Annotated in this window: 21 protein-coding genes; 16 read left to right on the top strand and 5 right to left on the bottom strand. The window is 51.7% G+C overall.

Translation table 11 applies throughout. The annotated features are described in order from the left end of the window. Positions 1-57: 57 nt before the first annotated feature. Entirely contained in the window at positions 58-822 is a 765-nt protein-coding gene (locus tag HQN87_RS01820; protein ID WP_173126815.1) for a DUF3169 family protein, read from the bottom strand. Then, positions 815-1,042: a helix-turn-helix transcriptional regulator gene (locus tag HQN87_RS01825; RefSeq protein ID WP_173126818.1), complete on the bottom strand. Its 228-nt coding sequence runs from the start codon at positions 1,040-1,042 to the stop codon at positions 815-817. Before HQN87_RS01825 ends, HQN87_RS01820 begins: the two co-directional genes overlap by 8 nt. A 198-nt stretch (positions 1,043-1,240) precedes the next feature. On the opposite strand from HQN87_RS01825, the gene HQN87_RS01830 reads away from it, so the two are divergent. The 8 genes from HQN87_RS01830 to HQN87_RS01860 all read left to right on the top strand — a co-directional run bounded on the left by HQN87_RS01830 (position 1,241) and on the right by HQN87_RS01860 (position 6,828). Then, on the top strand, positions 1,241-2,044 hold the full coding sequence (locus tag HQN87_RS01830) for a glycoside hydrolase family 73 protein (protein ID WP_173126821.1): 804 nt from the start codon (positions 1,241-1,243) through the stop codon (positions 2,042-2,044). Positions 2,045-2,049: 5 nt separating this feature from the next. Further along, positions 2,050-2,331, top strand: a complete 282-nt coding sequence (locus tag HQN87_RS01835; protein ID WP_173126824.1) for a holin — start codon at positions 2,050-2,052, stop codon at positions 2,329-2,331. Positions 2,332-2,448: 117 nt separating this feature from the next. Further along, the gene (locus HQN87_RS01840; protein ID WP_173126827.1) at positions 2,449-2,871 is read left to right on the top strand and encodes a hypothetical protein; all 423 of its coding nucleotides are present in this window, start codon (positions 2,449-2,451) and stop codon (positions 2,869-2,871) included. Positions 2,872-3,023: 152 nt separating this feature from the next. After that, a complete protein-coding gene (locus tag HQN87_RS33180) occupies positions 3,024-3,158 on the top strand; it encodes a YjcZ family sporulation protein (protein ID WP_425517040.1) in 135 nt (44 codons plus the stop codon). Positions 3,159-3,339: 181 nt separating this feature from the next. After that, positions 3,340-3,591, top strand: coding sequence for a YjcQ family protein (locus HQN87_RS01845; RefSeq protein WP_173126830.1), 252 nt, complete (start codon positions 3,340-3,342; stop codon positions 3,589-3,591). Between the two features lie 39 nt (positions 3,592-3,630). After that, on the top strand, positions 3,631-4,305 hold the full coding sequence (locus tag HQN87_RS01850; protein ID WP_173126834.1) for a response regulator transcription factor: 675 nt from the start codon (positions 3,631-3,633) through the stop codon (positions 4,303-4,305). Then, the gene (locus HQN87_RS01855) at positions 4,302-5,672 is read left to right on the top strand and encodes a sensor histidine kinase (RefSeq protein ID WP_173126837.1); all 1,371 of its coding nucleotides are present in this window, start codon (positions 4,302-4,304) and stop codon (positions 5,670-5,672) included. The genes HQN87_RS01850 and HQN87_RS01855 overlap by 4 nt, the downstream gene beginning before the upstream one ends. Before the next feature lie 166 nt (positions 5,673-5,838). Next, complete coding sequence (locus HQN87_RS01860; protein ID WP_173126840.1) at positions 5,839-6,828, top strand: alpha/beta fold hydrolase; 990 nt, start codon at positions 5,839-5,841, stop codon at positions 6,826-6,828. Here the strand turns inward: HQN87_RS01860 and HQN87_RS01865 are convergent. Further along, positions 6,815-7,390: a superantigen-like protein SSL4 gene (locus HQN87_RS01865; protein WP_173126843.1), complete on the bottom strand. Its 576-nt coding sequence runs from the start codon at positions 7,388-7,390 to the stop codon at positions 6,815-6,817. The genes HQN87_RS01860 and HQN87_RS01865 overlap by 14 nt on opposite strands. A 186-nt stretch (positions 7,391-7,576) precedes the next feature. Here HQN87_RS01865 and HQN87_RS01870 point away from each other — a divergent pair, with 186 nt between their 5' ends. The 3 genes from HQN87_RS01870 to coaD all read left to right on the top strand — a co-directional run bounded on the left by HQN87_RS01870 (position 7,577) and on the right by coaD (position 9,447). Beyond that, positions 7,577-7,957 (top strand): hypothetical protein, encoded by a 381-nt coding sequence (locus HQN87_RS01870; RefSeq protein WP_173126846.1) that lies wholly within the window; start codon positions 7,577-7,579, stop codon positions 7,955-7,957. 379 nt (positions 7,958-8,336) lie between these two features. Then, a complete protein-coding gene (gene rsmD, locus HQN87_RS01875) occupies positions 8,337-8,945 on the top strand; it encodes a 16S rRNA (guanine(966)-N(2))-methyltransferase RsmD (protein ID WP_173126849.1) in 609 nt (202 codons plus the stop codon). Then, positions 8,929-9,447: a pantetheine-phosphate adenylyltransferase gene (gene coaD / locus HQN87_RS01880; RefSeq protein ID WP_173126852.1), complete on the top strand. Its 519-nt coding sequence runs from the start codon at positions 8,929-8,931 to the stop codon at positions 9,445-9,447. Before rsmD ends, coaD begins: the two co-directional genes overlap by 17 nt. On the opposite strand, the gene HQN87_RS01885 is transcribed toward coaD, so the two are convergent. Beyond that, positions 9,419-10,678, bottom strand: coding sequence for a nucleoside recognition domain-containing protein (locus HQN87_RS01885; RefSeq protein ID WP_173126855.1), 1,260 nt, complete (start codon positions 10,676-10,678; stop codon positions 9,419-9,421). The genes coaD and HQN87_RS01885 overlap by 29 nt on opposite strands. A 160-nt stretch (positions 10,679-10,838) precedes the next feature. Between HQN87_RS01885 and HQN87_RS01890 the strand changes: the two genes are divergently transcribed. Further along, positions 10,839-11,879 (top strand): SepM family pheromone-processing serine protease, encoded by a 1,041-nt coding sequence (locus tag HQN87_RS01890; RefSeq protein ID WP_254075316.1) that lies wholly within the window; start codon positions 10,839-10,841, stop codon positions 11,877-11,879. On the opposite strand, the gene HQN87_RS01895 is transcribed toward HQN87_RS01890, so the two are convergent. Continuing rightward, positions 11,869-13,107: a tRNA(Met) cytidine acetate ligase gene (locus HQN87_RS01895; protein WP_173126860.1), complete on the bottom strand. Its 1,239-nt coding sequence runs from the start codon at positions 13,105-13,107 to the stop codon at positions 11,869-11,871. The genes HQN87_RS01890 and HQN87_RS01895 overlap by 11 nt on opposite strands. 172 nt (positions 13,108-13,279) lie before the next feature. Between HQN87_RS01895 and HQN87_RS01900 the strand changes: the two genes are divergently transcribed. The 4 genes from HQN87_RS01900 (at position 13,280) to plsX (ending at position 15,859) form a co-directional block, all read left to right on the top strand. Continuing rightward, a complete protein-coding gene (locus HQN87_RS01900) occupies positions 13,280-13,801 on the top strand; it encodes a YceD family protein (protein ID WP_173126863.1) in 522 nt (173 codons plus the stop codon). Positions 13,802-13,853: 52 nt separating this feature from the next. Beyond that, positions 13,854-14,027, top strand: a complete 174-nt coding sequence (gene rpmF, locus HQN87_RS01905) for a 50S ribosomal protein L32 (RefSeq protein WP_019911234.1) — start codon at positions 13,854-13,856, stop codon at positions 14,025-14,027. Positions 14,028-14,289: 262 nt separating this feature from the next. Continuing rightward, the gene (gene fapR, locus HQN87_RS01910; protein ID WP_173126867.1) at positions 14,290-14,886 is read left to right on the top strand and encodes a transcription factor FapR; all 597 of its coding nucleotides are present in this window, start codon (positions 14,290-14,292) and stop codon (positions 14,884-14,886) included. After that, positions 14,870-15,859 (top strand): phosphate acyltransferase PlsX, encoded by a 990-nt coding sequence (gene plsX / locus HQN87_RS01915; protein WP_173126870.1) that lies wholly within the window; start codon positions 14,870-14,872, stop codon positions 15,857-15,859. The genes fapR and plsX overlap by 17 nt, the downstream gene beginning before the upstream one ends. The last annotated feature ends 3 nt before the right edge of the window (positions 15,860-15,862 follow it).

Raw genomic sequence — 15,862 nt, forward strand, 5'->3', positions numbered from 1 at the left:
AGCGCCGGGGCAGATGCTCCGGCGCTTCTTCTATATAGCAAGGTAACCTGTAGAGAGTCAGCTGTATTTACGGACTTCGCGATAATACACCGTTTGCTGAATAAGGAGTATAAGCGCAAGGACAATGATAGGCATCGGGACAAAGCCGAATAAGAGGGAATACAGGGCGAAGAAGAGCATCCCGATGACCAGACAAACCGTAGTTGCTTTATAGCTGGAATAGGAGGAGCGGTATACAATCCAGCGCTCGCCTTCATCCATTTTGGCAAACAGCTCCCGCTGTGCATTCTGTGAATTGCCCAGACTGAGATCCAATTGGCGGTCCGGATAATTCTTGTTGTACAGCGCAAACGTGCGGTTCAGCAAGTAAAAAGAAAACAGCATGAACACCAGAGCTGTGATCATATTGGCCAGCATGAAGGCGGCATCCTCAGACTCCTTGCCACCGGGACCGAGTGCATGTGCAAAGCTCATGAGCAGCCAGGATAGTGTAATAATCATTGTGTAATAGCTGAACTGCATCACTCTGCTAAGCGCCTTATCTTTAAAATTATCAATTTCTCCGTCAGTCTTCGGCTCATCCTTCATCCGGCGGGTCTGAGCCAGGCCCAGCACAGTAAAGGCGGCCAGCAGCAGGGAGAGCAGGGCTATACAGCCGAACATGACATCATACTCATAATAAATAGAAGGATTCAAATTGAAATTCTCAGGTACAGTAACTGCTCCGGAAGAAAATACATACCCGATAAACCCTCCGACAGTCATACTTCCAATCAGTAAGATAAGCCCGCGCATATTCGTTCTCTTCCTAGTCTCATTCATCCTGTTCACTCTCCTTCTCTTTGTTAATCCAGAATACCGACTCCACAGTTACCGCAAACACCTCTGCGATCTTGAGGGCCAGTACTACGGAAGGCGAATAGTCTCCGCGTTCTATAAGGGCAATGGTCTGCCGGGAAGCCCCGATTCGCTGGGCAAGCTCACTCTGGGACAGCCTGTCCCGGGCTCTGTATTCCCTGACACGATTATTCAGTTCGTTCAAGTGCTACACCTCCTGTTCTGAATTGTATATTAATATTGTCATAATGTAAACTATAATATACAAAAAGACAATGATCATAGTCAAAATATTAGAATATCGTACTAGATGCTTCAGGTTTCCATATACATCATAACAGGGATAAGCACAGGCATCCGCGGGTGAAAACGCATTTAATATAGCAGGAAAGGAAGTGATGCAATGACGGAATCTGAATTCATCTCCAAAATGGTCTCCTTCGCGGTATCCGATATGCAGCGCAGCCGTATCCCGGCATCGCTGACGATTGCCCAGGCAGCGCTGGAATCCGGCTGGGGAACCAGCGGCCTGACCGTTAAGGCTAATAATCTGTTCGGAATCAAGGGCAGCGGGCCTGCGGGCAGCCAGCCGTTCCGGACAACCGAATACAGGAACGGCCAAGCTGTTCAGGTGTCTGCCCTGTTCCGGGCCTATAACAACTGGGGAGAATCTGTGGCGGATCATTCGGCACTGATTACAGAAGGAGTCTCCTGGAACCGTAAGCTGTACAGTAAGGCAATCGGTGTAGACGGCCATACCGCCGCCCGTGAGATGGCTGCTGCAGGTTATGCAACCGATCCGGACTATGCTGCCAAGCTGATTCAGATTATGAATTCATATAACTTAACTCAATATGATGAAGTGAAGGAGGATGAAGAGATGTCGGCTGAAGACATACAAAGAATTGCAAAGCTGGAAACGGAGCTTCGGGAGCTGCGGGAGCTGCTGGCGGGTCTGTCTGTCAGCAGAGATACGCTAAAGACTGGAGTTCAAGAGCAAGGCCAGTCTATTAAAGCGGTGGCGGAACGGCTGGCTGTCATCGAGGGCCGTACAGTAATGGAAGTACCTGCCTGGGCCTTGCCTGCGGTACAAGCAGCGGTGGCAGCCGGGCTGCTGGATACACCTTCGGGCGGCAGCTATGACTTCTACCGGATACTGACTGTGTTGAACCGTGCAGGCCTGCTCGTCACCAGTAAGGGGGCGTAGCGGATATGTACTACGATGCGCTCAACGATGTACTCGGATTTGCATCGGTATTGGCAGTATTCGTGATGGCGCTGGTGCAGCTGGTGAAGAACAGCGTCAACCTTCCGCGCAACGTAGTTCCTGCAGTGGGGCTGGCCATAGGTCTGCTGGTCGGCGCTGTCGCGTACCCTTTTACAGATATGAATCTCATTCTTCGTCTCTGGGCTGGAGGTCTGGCCGGCTTGTCGGCTACAGGGCTGTTTGAGCTGGCGTTCAACAAGCGGAGCGGAACTACCAAAGAAGGTTAGGCGGATAGATCCTCCAGAGAAGGAATCTACTAATATGGGGGTTGTGCATTGGTGATTGATCCAAGCGATTGAGAGAATCTGGAAATATACTGAATATGAAGAAAGGAGGTGCTTCAAATGGGAACTTATGTTGATGGAAGAACATCGCAGAATGCCAGTACTGCCAACTCAATTGCCATACCGATTCTGCTGATCAATACTCCCCAGCTGTTCGGGCAAATTGGTCTGATCACTGCAGGCGTAGGCGCAAACCCGAGAGTACTTCTAAAAGGAACGGTATCGGTGCAGCTTCCGCTTGCGCTGATAGGCATCACTGTCACTATCGTCAGAGGGACGGTGCCTTCGGACCCGGTGGTATATTCTGCCACATCCACATTCAGCCTTAGTGTGCTTGCACCACAGGTTATCACTTTCTCGGCGGATGATTTCCTTCCGGCGATTACCCCTCAGTTAACGTATACTGCATTTATCAGCTCCAACCTGCTCGGTACGGTTCGTGTAGGCCCTGAGAGCTTTGACGGAATACTGGTTTCTGATTAATCTGCGGTAATAGGCATCCTGTCCTGCTCTGAAGTACGGGCGGGCAGGATGCCCTTATACATACGTCTAAAATTTTGTGCGTTTCGCCCAATCTATTGAGGTCTTCCGCTCATATTCTGTTCTGTAGTCATTATTATGAAGGAGGTAATCTCATGGGTGCAGATTGCGGATACGTTGGAAATGCAGGCTGTGGTAATGTGGGTTCGGTAAGTCCTTGGACTTCAACAGGGGCGATTCTGGTGCTTTATATCCTGCTCGTTATTATACTGAGTGCCTGCTTCTACTAGTCATTGGATCAGTCAGCGCAGTCCCGGCGGAAACCGGGACTGCGCTTGTTGTCTGTGGCACCATGGACAAGCCTCACTTACCAGGCGGGAGAATATAAATTCGCTATGCCCGGAAAGGATGTGCGATAATAGAAGTCATTGTCTTATAGGGCAATCAGTGCTGGTAAGAAAGAGGTGTATCATGGAAGAGAAGGAACAGATATATGCGATACTTAAGCGGATTGAAGCGGGTCAGCCGGTTAATCAGGAGGTAATGGAGCTGGAAGCCGAAGCATTCGCTGATATTATGGAGGAGCTTGTAGACAGCCGGATGGTGGAGAACGTTACAGTCTCCAGATCAGGCAGCGGCGTGGTGACGGTGAAGAACGCGGCCATAAAGCTGACCCGGCGGGGTCTTGATTTTATTTTATTGAAAGAGTCTGGCCGGATTTGAAGCTGGAAAGGCTATGGAGAACAGGAAAGGAGGTAGCCGATGCCTACGATACTGGTTGCTGATGATGATGCGAACATTCGCGAGCTTGTCTGTTTATTTCTGCGGAACGACGGATTTGAAACGCTCGAAGCCGCGGACGGCAAGGAAGCTCTGACCGTGTACGGATCAGCGCAGGTTGATCTTGTCGTACTTGATATTATGATGCCGGTTATGGACGGCTGGACGTTATGCAAAGAACTGCGTAAAGCGAATCCTGACCTCCCGCTGCTTATGCTGACTGCAAGAGGAGAGACATGGGAGAAGGTGAAAGGGTTCGAGCTCGGGACAGACGATTATTTGACGAAGCCGTTTGACCCGCTCGAACTAACGGTTCGTGTCAGGGCGTTACTGAAGCGGTACAAGATTGGCTCCACACAAACGGTCCAGTTCGGTAATGTTGTCCTGGATCGCCAGACGTATAAGGTGATGAGCGGCACCGAGTCGCTTACACTGCCGCTTAAGGAGTTTGAACTGTTGTACAAGCTGGCCGGAACGCCAGGACAAGTCTATACCCGGGAGCAGTTGATAGATCAGATCTGGGGGATTGAGTACGCCGGAGATGACCGGACCGTGGACGTACATATCAAGCGCCTGCGTGAGCGGTTTGCGGCTACGCCTGATTTTCGGATTGAAACCGTGCGTGGACTGGGGTACCGGCTTGAGGTTTATCCATGATCAAATCTTTATATATTCGTGTGGTGCTTACCTTTCTGGTCTCCGTTATCGCGGGTACGATCATTTCTTTTTTCATGTCCACCTGGATATTCGAAGAACAATTGAACGAGAATGCCCGAATTAACATACGTAACTTCGGGCAGGATGTGGTGCAGATTTATAAGACACTGCCTGAGGAGGAAGCAGAATCCTTCGTTAGCAGAATGAAACAGCTTGATATATATCATATTCGAATGTATGATGCAACAGGTGATTTCCAGTCTTATGGGCACCTTAACGGACACAAATCAGCCGCCGTATCGGCAGACCAGCTCAAGAAGGTTTTAAGCGGAGGGGTTGTCCAGGACACGGCTAATGGTATCGCTACTGTTCTCTTGGGGCTGCCGGTTAAGACGGAGACAGGGACCAGAGCGATGTTTCTTGAATCACTCGCCCCGCCTTCCGCCTCCTTTGTAGTCAAGTGGGGAATGATCTTTGCAATCTGTTCCTTGATTGTGGGCAGTATTCTAATTCTGGTAGCTTCTATATTCCTCGTGAGCCCGATCAAAAAGTTAACCAAAGCAACAAAACGGATCGCAGCGGGAGACTTCAACGTCAAGCTGAATATTAAGCAGTCGGGGGAGCTGGGGACGCTGGCCCGCAGCTTCGAAGACATGACCCATGATCTTCAGCAGCTGGAGCAGTTGCGCAGAGAGTTCGTTACGAATGTCTCGCATGAGGTCCAATCCCCGCTCACCTCGATCTCCGGTTATGCTCAAGCGCTTAAGCAAGTGAATCTCGCTGAACAGGAACGGAGCCGGTATCTGGATATTATCATCGCTGAAGCGAAACGGATGTCCAAAATGAGTGATAGCCTGCTCAAGCTGAGCCTGCTTGAATCCCAGTCACAGCAGCTAAAGCTGATCACCTTGAATCTTGATGAACAGATCAGGAGGGTCATCGTGGCACTCCAGCCGCAATGGTCAGCCCGCAACATTCATTTCGAGCTTGATTTGCAGACCCTTAGAGTTACCGCCGATCATGACCAGCTGAATCAGGTATGGACAAATATCCTCAGCAATGCCATCAAGTTTACCGGGGATGGCGGTGTCATTAACGTCAGTATCACAGAGGATATCAAAAATGTGATGGTCCGGATATCCGACACAGGCATTGGGATTCCCTTAGAAGATCAAAAACGTATATTCGAGCGCTTTTTCAAGGCAGATCGTTCCCATAGCCGTAAATATGACGGGAGCGGGATGGGACTTGCTATCGTTAAACAGATCGTATCGCTTCATCAGGGTGACATTGAGGTGGAAAGCGAGCCTGGTCAAGGTACAACCTTTATAGTCACATTGCCAATCCATACACCGACGGATAGTTAATGTTTATAAACAGGCTACGGTCACAATACAAGTGCACTTGTATGTGACCGTAGCCTGTTTTGTTCATGCTGGGTTCATATTGCCGTCATGAGGAAGACATCTTCATTGGTTAAACTTTCTTTAACGGCAATGAAGCAAGCCTAACTATAGCTCGGGACAGGAGAAGATGACAGTGACACAGCCAGTGGATAAGAAATCGGGAAAGAAAACGAAATTCAAGAAAGTGCGTAACCTTCTACTTAAAGTGTTAGGAGCAATTGTAAGCGTTATTGTTCTTTTGGTGGGGATTGTGTATCTCACCAATGTTATCAGCAGTCATTCTGAAGCGAAGAAGATAATGCCTTACGGCCAGCACGTATCCGTAGACGGGAGGAATATGAATGTGTTCATTCAAGGTGACGGCCCAGAAACGATCGTGCTGATTCCAGGCTTCGGAGCAGCTGCACCCGCGCTTGACTTCAAGCTGCTGATCGACGAGCTATCTCAAGATTACAAGGTTGTGGCGGTTGAGCCTTTCGGCTACGGCTTAAGTGATCCCACAGAAAAAGAACGAACCACAGAGAATATCGTAAGTGAATTCCATGAAGCGTTGCAGGGTCTTAATATTAATCGTTATATCCTAATGGGCCATTCCATTTCAGGGATATATGCTCTGGATTATGTGAACAAATATGCAGATGAAGTAAGTGCATTTGTCGGACTGGATAGCAGTGTACCCTCGCTGAGTGAGCAAAAGATTGATTCGTCAGAGACACGGATGGTTAAATGGTTCCGCAACTTAGGGTTCGCCCGCTTACAATTGAAGCTGAGCGCTGACCCTTATGAAGGACTGCCTTATGATGAAGCAACCAAACAACAATTGAACCTTCTGATCCGCAAAAACATGTACAATACCACTCAATTAAATGAGGCGGAGAGCATGTATTCCAACTTCCAAAGAGCTGAGCAGCAAAAGCAGACGTTCCCCCGGAATCTCCCTGTCCTGTTCTTTGTCCAGGCGAATCATCCGGGGAGTGATCAATGGGTTCCCGAGCATGTGAAGCAGATCAAGGATTCAGTACGTGGAGAGATGGTGTTGCTTGAAGCGAATCATTATCTGTACCGCTCCCATTCCCAAGAAATCGCTGACAGGGTAAGAGCGTTTATTTCTTTTTGATCTCAGACAATACCTTGTCCATCTGGGCTTCATTCGATTGTACTGCATCACTATCAACGGTCTCTGCACCGCGGAAGGTGTACTTGGTGTTCTGGTAAAAGTCAAAGGCGAACTCTTTAATGGCTTCACCTTCCGTGTGGTTCTGCTCCACGACTCTGGATTTGAACAGGTTCGTCAGCATGTATTCGGCATCCTCGATATGAGCCAGATAATTCCCGGCAGTGTACTCCTCTACGATCTGGGACTCAAAATCACTGAGTTCTTCAGAGGCTGGAGTATAGGATTTCGCCAAAACCTCCGCAGCAGTGGCCTTTTGAGAAGCCGGTGTATCGGTTTGAGCGATTTGTTTGATAGCGGATTCCCAGTTCATGGATGAAGTAATGGCTGTCGGTTCAGCGGACGGTTGGGTAGTTGACGGGGCTGCTGTCGGTTGCGCTATCTCTGTGGGAGCTGGCGCGGCCTCATTCGCTGAATCATTACACCCTGCGGTCAGTCCAATGACGCCGCCGGCTACCATGATGATAGCCAGGGACGACCATTTTTTATAAAAAGGCTTGTTCATAGCGGTTCCTCCTAAATCAATTGATGTCAGAGTCTCATTCTACCAGATGAAAAGATGGATTTCTAATTTGGTCAGGCAATTCAGCCACATGGAAGTTTGTTTTTAAGCTCGAAAAAGTAAAATAATTGCCGCTATCTATAAATTTCTGGTACAATCTATACATCAAGTTCCAAAGGAGCGGAGCGCATGGATAATGATTTGGTGCAGTTATTGCGGACTGTTATTCGGGAAGAGTTAGTTCCTGTGAATGAACGATTGGATCGTACAGATGAACGATTGGTTAGTGTGAGCCGGCATCTTGTGGACATTGATCAGCGTCTTGAGGGTGTAGACCAACGTCTTGAAAGTATGGACCAGCGTCTTGAGGGTGTAGACCAACGTCTTGAGGGTGTAGACCAGCGTCTTAATCGTATTGAGGAAGATCAGCACCTAATCAAAAGTGCTGTACTGGAGACCAACGAACGACTTATCAATGTTGAATCTTTATTAGAGAATCAGCATAGGATAATTGAACTGCTCTCAGCACGTTCCATTGAGCAGGAAGCCAAGCTGAAGCGAATTATTTAGTTACCTTGATCCGGTGCTCCCAGGCATCGGATTTTTGTGTGCGCGAGTGTCGCGATATATGATGAATACACAAAAAATCGAGGCTCCCTTTCGGGAGCCTCTTTCATGGGAGAGGAGAAACCGGACGAAGAGCTTATGGGGAAACGTAAGCTTGCTCCGCGGTTGTCTACGACATTTTGCGATGTCGATAGTTACAGGATGACCCGGTTGCGGGACTTTTATACATCTGCACACCAAATATTCTCAAGCTCCGCATTGTGACAAACTCGGACAATCTTTTTATTTCAAGGAACAATTGTGGTACTATAGCCTTGGACTTATGCCCTGTAACGGCATGGTAAATAGAGATATAAAAAGCTAAAAAGCAGGTGGATGATCGGTGAGAGTCATATCGGGAAGTGCAAAGGGCAGGCCGCTAAAAAGTGTTCCAGGCAATGGGACAAGGCCTACCACCGATAAAGTGAAGGAAGCATTATTCAGTATGATCGGGCCTTATTTTGAAGGGGGTACGGTGCTTGATCTGTATGCCGGTACCGGAGGGCTGGGGATTGAAGCCCTGAGCAGAGGGATGGAAGCTGCGGTTTTTGTGGATATGGAGCAGAAGGCCATTGACACGGTGCGCGCAAATCTGAAGGCGGCCAGGCTGGAACCGCAGGCTGAGGTCTACCGCAACGATGCCGGCCGGGCGCTTGGGGCATTGGAGAAGCGGGGAAGATCGTTCGATCTTGTGTTTCTGGACCCGCCTTACCGTATGAAGCATGGGGATGAACTCATGGTAACGATGGCGGACAAACATCTGCTGAACCCTGAAGCGGTGGTCGTACTGGAGCATGTATCAGGGTATTCCTATCCCGAGGATATTCCGGGGTTCCGCAGGACGAGGTTGTCCGTATATGGAGAGGTTACGATCTCAATATATCAGTATGAAGCTGCCCTTCCAGAGAGTGCCGTTAGCAGCAAGGAGGTTAATGATGAGTCTGCAAATTAGAAAAGAGCGTGTCGCCATCTACCCGGGAACGTTCGATCCGGTAACGCTGGGACATATGGATATTATCCACCGGGCAGCCAAGCAGTTCGACAGGCTGATTGTGGCTGTCCTGAACAACTTAAGCAAGAATCCATTGTTTACAGTCGAAGAGCGCACGGAGCTTCTGCGCCAGGCTACTGCGGATATTCCGAATGTTGAGGTTGACAGCTTCCGTGATCTGCTCGTGAATTATGTCCGGCAAAAGGATGCCCAGGTCATTGTCCGGGGCATCCGTACTGTCACGGACTTCGAGTATGAATTACAGAATGCTTCCATTAATCATAATCTGGACCCCGAGGCGGAAACCATATTTATGATGACCAATCCGAGATACTCCTATCTTAGCTCCAGTGTGGTGAAGGAGATTGCCCACTTTGGCGGGAAAGTCTCGGATTTCGTGACCCCTGAAGTGGAGCAGGCCATGAAGCTTAAATTCAGCCGGATGGACGGCGGTTCCGAGTAAACAGCTTGACGGCGGCCGATAACAGCAGCAGGAATATAACGAGCAGAGCTTGGAGCTGCAAGGTTTGCGGGAAAAACCCCCAGATTCGATGAACAAAGCCCAGTTCGAGCGGCGCAGCTGCGGGAGTGGAGACGGCAATAACCGGCAGTACGGCAGCCTGGAGGTTCATCAGCGGCGTCCATAGCAGATAGGTCAGTGCAAAGGCTATTAGCCCATGCAGCAGTCTGACGGCGGCGAACGGAAGGAACCTTACATTCGCTGCTTTCAGCAAGGTCAGTGCCTGAAGCTGGGCACAGATTCCGCTCCAGGCCAATCCGGCGGACAGCAGTGCCGGGCCGAGAAGTCCGCCTGCGATGAAGCCTCCCTGGCCTGCTGCAGCGGAGGTCATCGCACGGGCTCCGAGATGAATCTCCAGCAGACCTGCTGCCATGAGCGGCGGGATCTGCGGGAGCAGTGTGGTGATAATGTTGATGACTACTGCGAACATAATCATATAGCCGCCTACGATCATCAGGTTCTGTACGGCTGCGGATACGGATTCACCGAGCACCTTGCCGAATCCCCGTCCGTCCCTTGAACGGGCATCTGCTGCTGCCCGGTGAATACGCCGGGGCAAGGATGCCTTATAGGCGGGCTGGCGGCTGCCGGGAAGTCTGGGCGCAGCGCCTGGAGGTATGGATAAGGATACCTTCCGGGAGCTGTTGAAGCAGGCCGAGATCCCTCCTGCGGTTAAGCCTGACAGCCAGTGGATGGCAAGCAGGGTATAACCGGCTGCGGGACTATGCAGGAATGCCGTGCCAATCACAATCAGCAGCGTGACCGGGCTGGCGTAATGCACAATAGATGCCAGCCGCCCTGCCTCCTTGTCCGTAATGTCTCCTTGCCTGTGCAGCTGCATCACGCCTCCGGCGCCGGCCGGGAAGCCGGCGGTGATGCCGAGCACAAGGGTCCAGCCGGCTGCTCCGGGGAGCTTGAACAACCGCTTCATCAGCGGCCCGAGTAGTACGCCGATGCCATGCACGAAGCCCGATGTGCTCAACATCTCTGACAAGATCAGGAAGGGCAGGAGCGCCGGGAAGACAAGGGTCCACCAGAGCTTCAGGCCCGTGAGGGAAGCCTCGAAGGAGGATTCCGGTGCCAGGACAATGGCTATAGCGAGCAGAATGGCTGCGGCCCCGGGTACAAAAGGGGCTGAACCTGTGAGGAACCGCCGCAGCTTAAAGTTTATCATTAGAAGCAACACCTCTTCATAGCTTAGGACATGGGTAGATCTTATTATCAATTTATGCAGGGGAGACAACCATCATGCCACAGCCGGAGTGAAGCTCCAGGCTTCTGGTATCATATTCCAATGCCGGGGCTTCATGCGTCGGGAAAGAAGGGGAAGAGACTTGAGGCAGCATAAAAGCCGGGTAGGCCTCCGCGCTACAGCCTATTTATTTTCATTCGTGGTCATTCTCTATGTGGTCGTCTTTATGAACACTCCTTATATTGTGTATCAGCCGGGAAGCGCCTCCGAGGTAGCTCCGATGATCAAGGTAGAGAATGCCGATCCGCAGGAGCAGGGGACCTTCATGATGACCACGGTCTCTGCCAGTTATGCGAATGTGGCCCTTCTGATCGCTTCCGTGTTCAATTCCAATGCAGAGGTGGTATTGAAAGAAACCCGCCTCCAGGATAAGACAGAGCAGGAATACGCGGCGGAGCAGGTCTTCTATATGAACAGTTCACAGTCGTACGCCGTGCAGGCTGCTTATCATGCGGCAGGTGTACCCTATGAGGATATCGTGGATTATCTGTATGTATTCTCCGTACCGGAGGCGGCAAGTCAGGGCCAGTTCAAGCCGGGGGACAAAATCATCAGTGTCGGTGAGCAAAAAGCAGCCGATCCGGCCGCTCTGTCCAAGCTGCTGTCGGTTCACCAAATAGGTGATACCGTTGAGGTAATGCTGCAGCGTGACGGCAAGGAGATTAAAGAGCAGGTCAAGCTGGTCGGAGTCAAGGATAAAGAAACCTCGGCAGCACGGCCGGGCTTCGGGGTCGTTATCGGCGCCGTCCAAAAGGTGGAGCCTAAGCAAGAGGGCAGAGCCGTCAGTTTTGTTGATACAAACGTGGGGGGGCCTTCGGCAGGACTGATGTTCACCATGGAAATCTACAACCGGCTTACGCCGGGAGATCTGACCAAGGGGCATCGGGTGGCAGGGACGGGCACGATTGATGCTGAGGGAAAAGTGGGGGCGATCGGCGGGGTGAAGCATAAGATTGTGGCTGCCGACCGCAAAGGGGCGGAAATCTTCTTCGTTCCTCTCAAGAACTATGATGAAGCCAAGGCGAAGGCGGATCAGATCGGCACTAAGATGAAGCTGGTTCCTGTATCTACGCTACCCGACGCCCTGAAATATATGGAGGAGCTGCCGGTACTCAGATCCTGACCGGCGGCTCCAGATAATCGCTGTACAGATCGCTGCGCAGCGGGCTGGAATAGGCTCCGGCGAATACAGCCGCTGCCTGGAGGTCCCGCTCCAGCATGGGATGGTCAAAGCGGGCGGGGCTGGTAACCACCGGAAGCGTTGCCCGCTGCTTCATTGACTTCAGCAGCTCCCGGCCGTTCTCGCGGAAGCCGAGAACCCTGATATAACCCGGACCCCGGGAGAGAACCGACGGGGTCATTTCTGCTTGGCTGTGGTTCAGCAGAGTGTGAAGCAGCAGACGCTGGAGCCTTGTATGGGTGTAGCGTTTACTCTTAAGCTCCTCAAGAAGTCCGCTGACGGTGAACTTATCGAGCCGGGGCAGGATGCGGAGCAGCCGGTTCTCCAGGCCTTCATTCATGTCCTGGATCATACGCAGCTCCACAGCAGAGCGGGTGGAGAGCACATGGCGCAGCGGGATGCTGAAATCTTCCAGCTTCACCGGACCCCGGCCAGCCGCCAGCTCCCGCTCAAGAATGGACAGGCTGTACTCCGGCAGGTATGCCGCCGGTGAACCGCCCTCCAGCAGCAGCCTGCGGATCGCTGTTGCACTGGCAATGGACGACCCGCCTTGCAGCGGGTCGTGGAAGCCCGCGCCGGTACGCGGCACGGTCAAGGGCCTGATCGCGCTGCCGAGCCGCTGCAGCGCGATCAGGTAATGCAAGCCGAGGCTGTTGTTCGGCTGCCGCAGCAGCGCCTCGGCATCAAGCGGACTCCCGCTTCCGCCGGGAGTCTCCCTCCAGGCCGCCGCCGCCGCTGCGCTGTACGCGGCGGGGAATCCCGCGCCCTGCGCCAGGCGCGCGCGGATCTCGTCCTTAAGCGCGCTGCTCTCCTCGGCCAGGAAGCCGGCCAGGGGCAGCAGCGCGCCCAAAGTGCCCGCTTCGGAGCCGAAGCACAGGCTGTCGACGACGCCGGTCGCCTCCAGCAGGAAGACCGCTCCGAAGGCGAACCATTCCGCCGGCTGGACGGCATACGCCACCGGCAGCTCAATCACCAGATCGGCGCCCATATGCAGCGCCATCTCGGTACGGGCGCGCTTGCTGACCGCCGCCGGCTCACCGCGCTGGGTGAACGGCCCGCTCATAATGACGATGGAGCGGGCCGCGCCCGAGATTCTTTTGGCCTCATGGAAATGGTGGACATGCCCGTTATGTAAAGGGTTATATTCGGCTATAATACCTACAGTTGTCACCGTTGCTTCACGCCCTATTCGTAGGATATCTGACGATTCAGATTCCGGATTCAGTGCTTAACTTAGGTATATCATAAATTGTCTCCGCCTTTGAAACAATATAAAGGGAAAATGGTTGACAAACTCAGGTAATAATAGGTATAATAAATTTTGTTTGTTTGGAGTGATAACTATGAACATTCACTTTCGCAAATTAGCGAATGCCGACGAGCCTCTGGTCCTCCACGATACCGTGGATGTCAGTGAGGTTGTCACAGGGCGCAAGGATATACTTGCTGTTGCACCACTCTCAGTAGACCTTAAAGCGCTGCCCGCGGGAGCCGATAGTGTGAACGTGGTGGGAACACTGAACGGAGAAGTGGACATGTTATGTTCACGTTGTCTTAGTGAGGTCAAGAGTAAGCTGAACATTCCTTTCGCTGAGACTTTCAAGTGGCTGAAACAGCCAATTCTTCCGGAAGATGAAGATGAGGAACTCATTTACATCAAAGATGAGATTGTGGATCTTATCCCGTATGTGGAAGAAAATTTCGTACTGCACTTACCGGATTCGGTATTGTGCAAGGCAGACTGTCTTGGTCTTTGTCAGAAATGCGGACAGAACTTGAACGAAGGCACCTGCAGTTGCGACAACACAGTGATCGATCCAAGACTCGCTGGGTTGAAAGGATTCTTTACCAAGCAAGATGATTAAGAACTAATCCCAAGTGTAATTGGGTTACAACACAATCAGGAGGTGTATCACAATGGCAGTACCACAACGCAGAACGTCCAAGACTCGTCGTGACAAGCGTCGTACTCACTTCAAACTGGTTGTTCCAGGTATGGTGAAATGCGAACAATGCGGCGAACTTAAGCTTGCTCACCATGTATGCAAAGTTTGCGGAACATACAAAGCAAGAGAGATCATCAAACAATAGTTTGCACATTAAGAGTAGCACTTCATCTGCCGGTGAAGTGCTATTTTTATGAAAATAAAAGCATATATAACCTTCGCTCCATCCATGAAATAGCGCTTTTCAAGCCAAAGCTTTATTTTTGCGGCGGCATGCTTTATACTACATATTAGTACCTGGTTCTAATTGATAAGGTAGAACTGATAGATATGACTACAGCGGCCACTCTTGCTGGCCGGATGCTTCACATCAGGCCTGTGCCGGGAGGTGAGCCGCTATCGAGCGGATGTCCAAGAAAGAACGCCAGCAGCAGCTGCTGGCTATAATAGAAGGCAACCCGTTTGTAACCGACCGGGAATTAACCCGCCAGCTTAAGGTAAGTATCCAGACGATCCGGCTGGACCGGATGGAGCTGGGGATTCCGGAGCTGCGTGAGCGGATGAAGCAAATGGCGGAGCATTCCTACGATCAGGTGCGTTCCCTGCCAGCCGATGAAGTGGTCGGAGATATTGTGGATTTGCAGCTGGACCGGAGCGGGATATCCATCTTTGAGATCCGGGATGAGCATGTATTCTCCAGAAACGGAATCGCCCGCGGCCACTATGTCTTTGGTCAGGCGAATTCGCTTGCCGTTGCCATTATTAATGATGAGATTGCCTTAACAGCTTCGGCGGATATCCGGTTTGTGCGCATGGTCCGGCTGGGTGAGAAATGTATTGCCAAAGCGCAGGTGCGTTCACTGGCAGGCCGGAACGGCAAAGCTGAAGTGGATGTGTTTACATATGTCGGAGAAGAACTCGTATTTCAAGGCCATTTTATAGTGTATCGTTCAGCCATTGAAGAGTACAGCGAAGGGGGAAACCGGAGTGCGGATCGCCATTGATGCCATGGGCGGGGATAATGCTCCTGAATGTAATGTGGAAGGTGCGTTGTCTGCGGCTGCGGAATGGAGTGATATACAGATCATACTGGTCGGTGATGAAGCCCGGCTTGAGCCGCTGCTGAAGACCAGGCCATCCAATCTTACGGTACGGCATGCGGGGGATGTGATCGGTTCGGATGAGGAGCCGGTGAAGGCGGTCCGCCGGAAAAAAAATTCGTCCATGGTCGTTGCCGGACGTATGGTCCGTGAAGGCGAGGCCGATGCCATGATCTCCTCGGGTAATACCGGAGCGCTTATGACTACCGGGCTTCTGGTTGTCGGTAGAATGGAAGGAATCGAACGGCCTGCACTGGCCCCGATGATTCCTACTCTCGATGATGTGGGGGTGCTGGCCCTGGATCTTGGGGCCAACATGGACGCCAAGCCGCAGCATCTGGCCCAATATGCTCTGATAGGCAGCATATACCGCAATAAGGTGCATGGTATTGCGAAACCCCGGGTAGGTCTGCTGAATGTAGGGACTGAACCGGGGAAGGGAAATGAATTGACTAAGGAAGCATACCCGCTCCTTGAAGCTCTGCCGGGCATTCATTTTGTCGGCAATGTAGAGGCGCGGGATGTCCTTACCGGAAGCTGCGATGTGCTGGTCTGTGACGGCTTCGCCGGTAATATACTTCTGAAGACGCTGGAAGGAACAGCCGGCGCTATGTTCTCTTTGCTGAAGGAGCAGTTCAGTAAGTCCCTGAAGACGAAGCTGGGGGCAGCTATCCTTATGCCGGAGCTCAGAAGCCTGAAGGGCAAGATGGATTATAAGGAACACGGCGGAGCCCCGCTGCTAGGTCTTAGCGGCCTTGTAGTGAAGGGACATGGCTCGTCCGACGGCAATGCGGTGAAGAATGCGGTAAGACAGGCACGGATTGCGCTGAAGGCGGATCTGGTGTCCAGTATATCCAAGGAAATTAGCGGGAAGTGAGTG

The organism is Paenibacillus tritici, assembly GCF_013204885.1.
Lineage (GTDB): Bacteria > Bacillota > Bacilli > Paenibacillales > Paenibacillaceae > Paenibacillus_AQ > Paenibacillus_AQ tritici.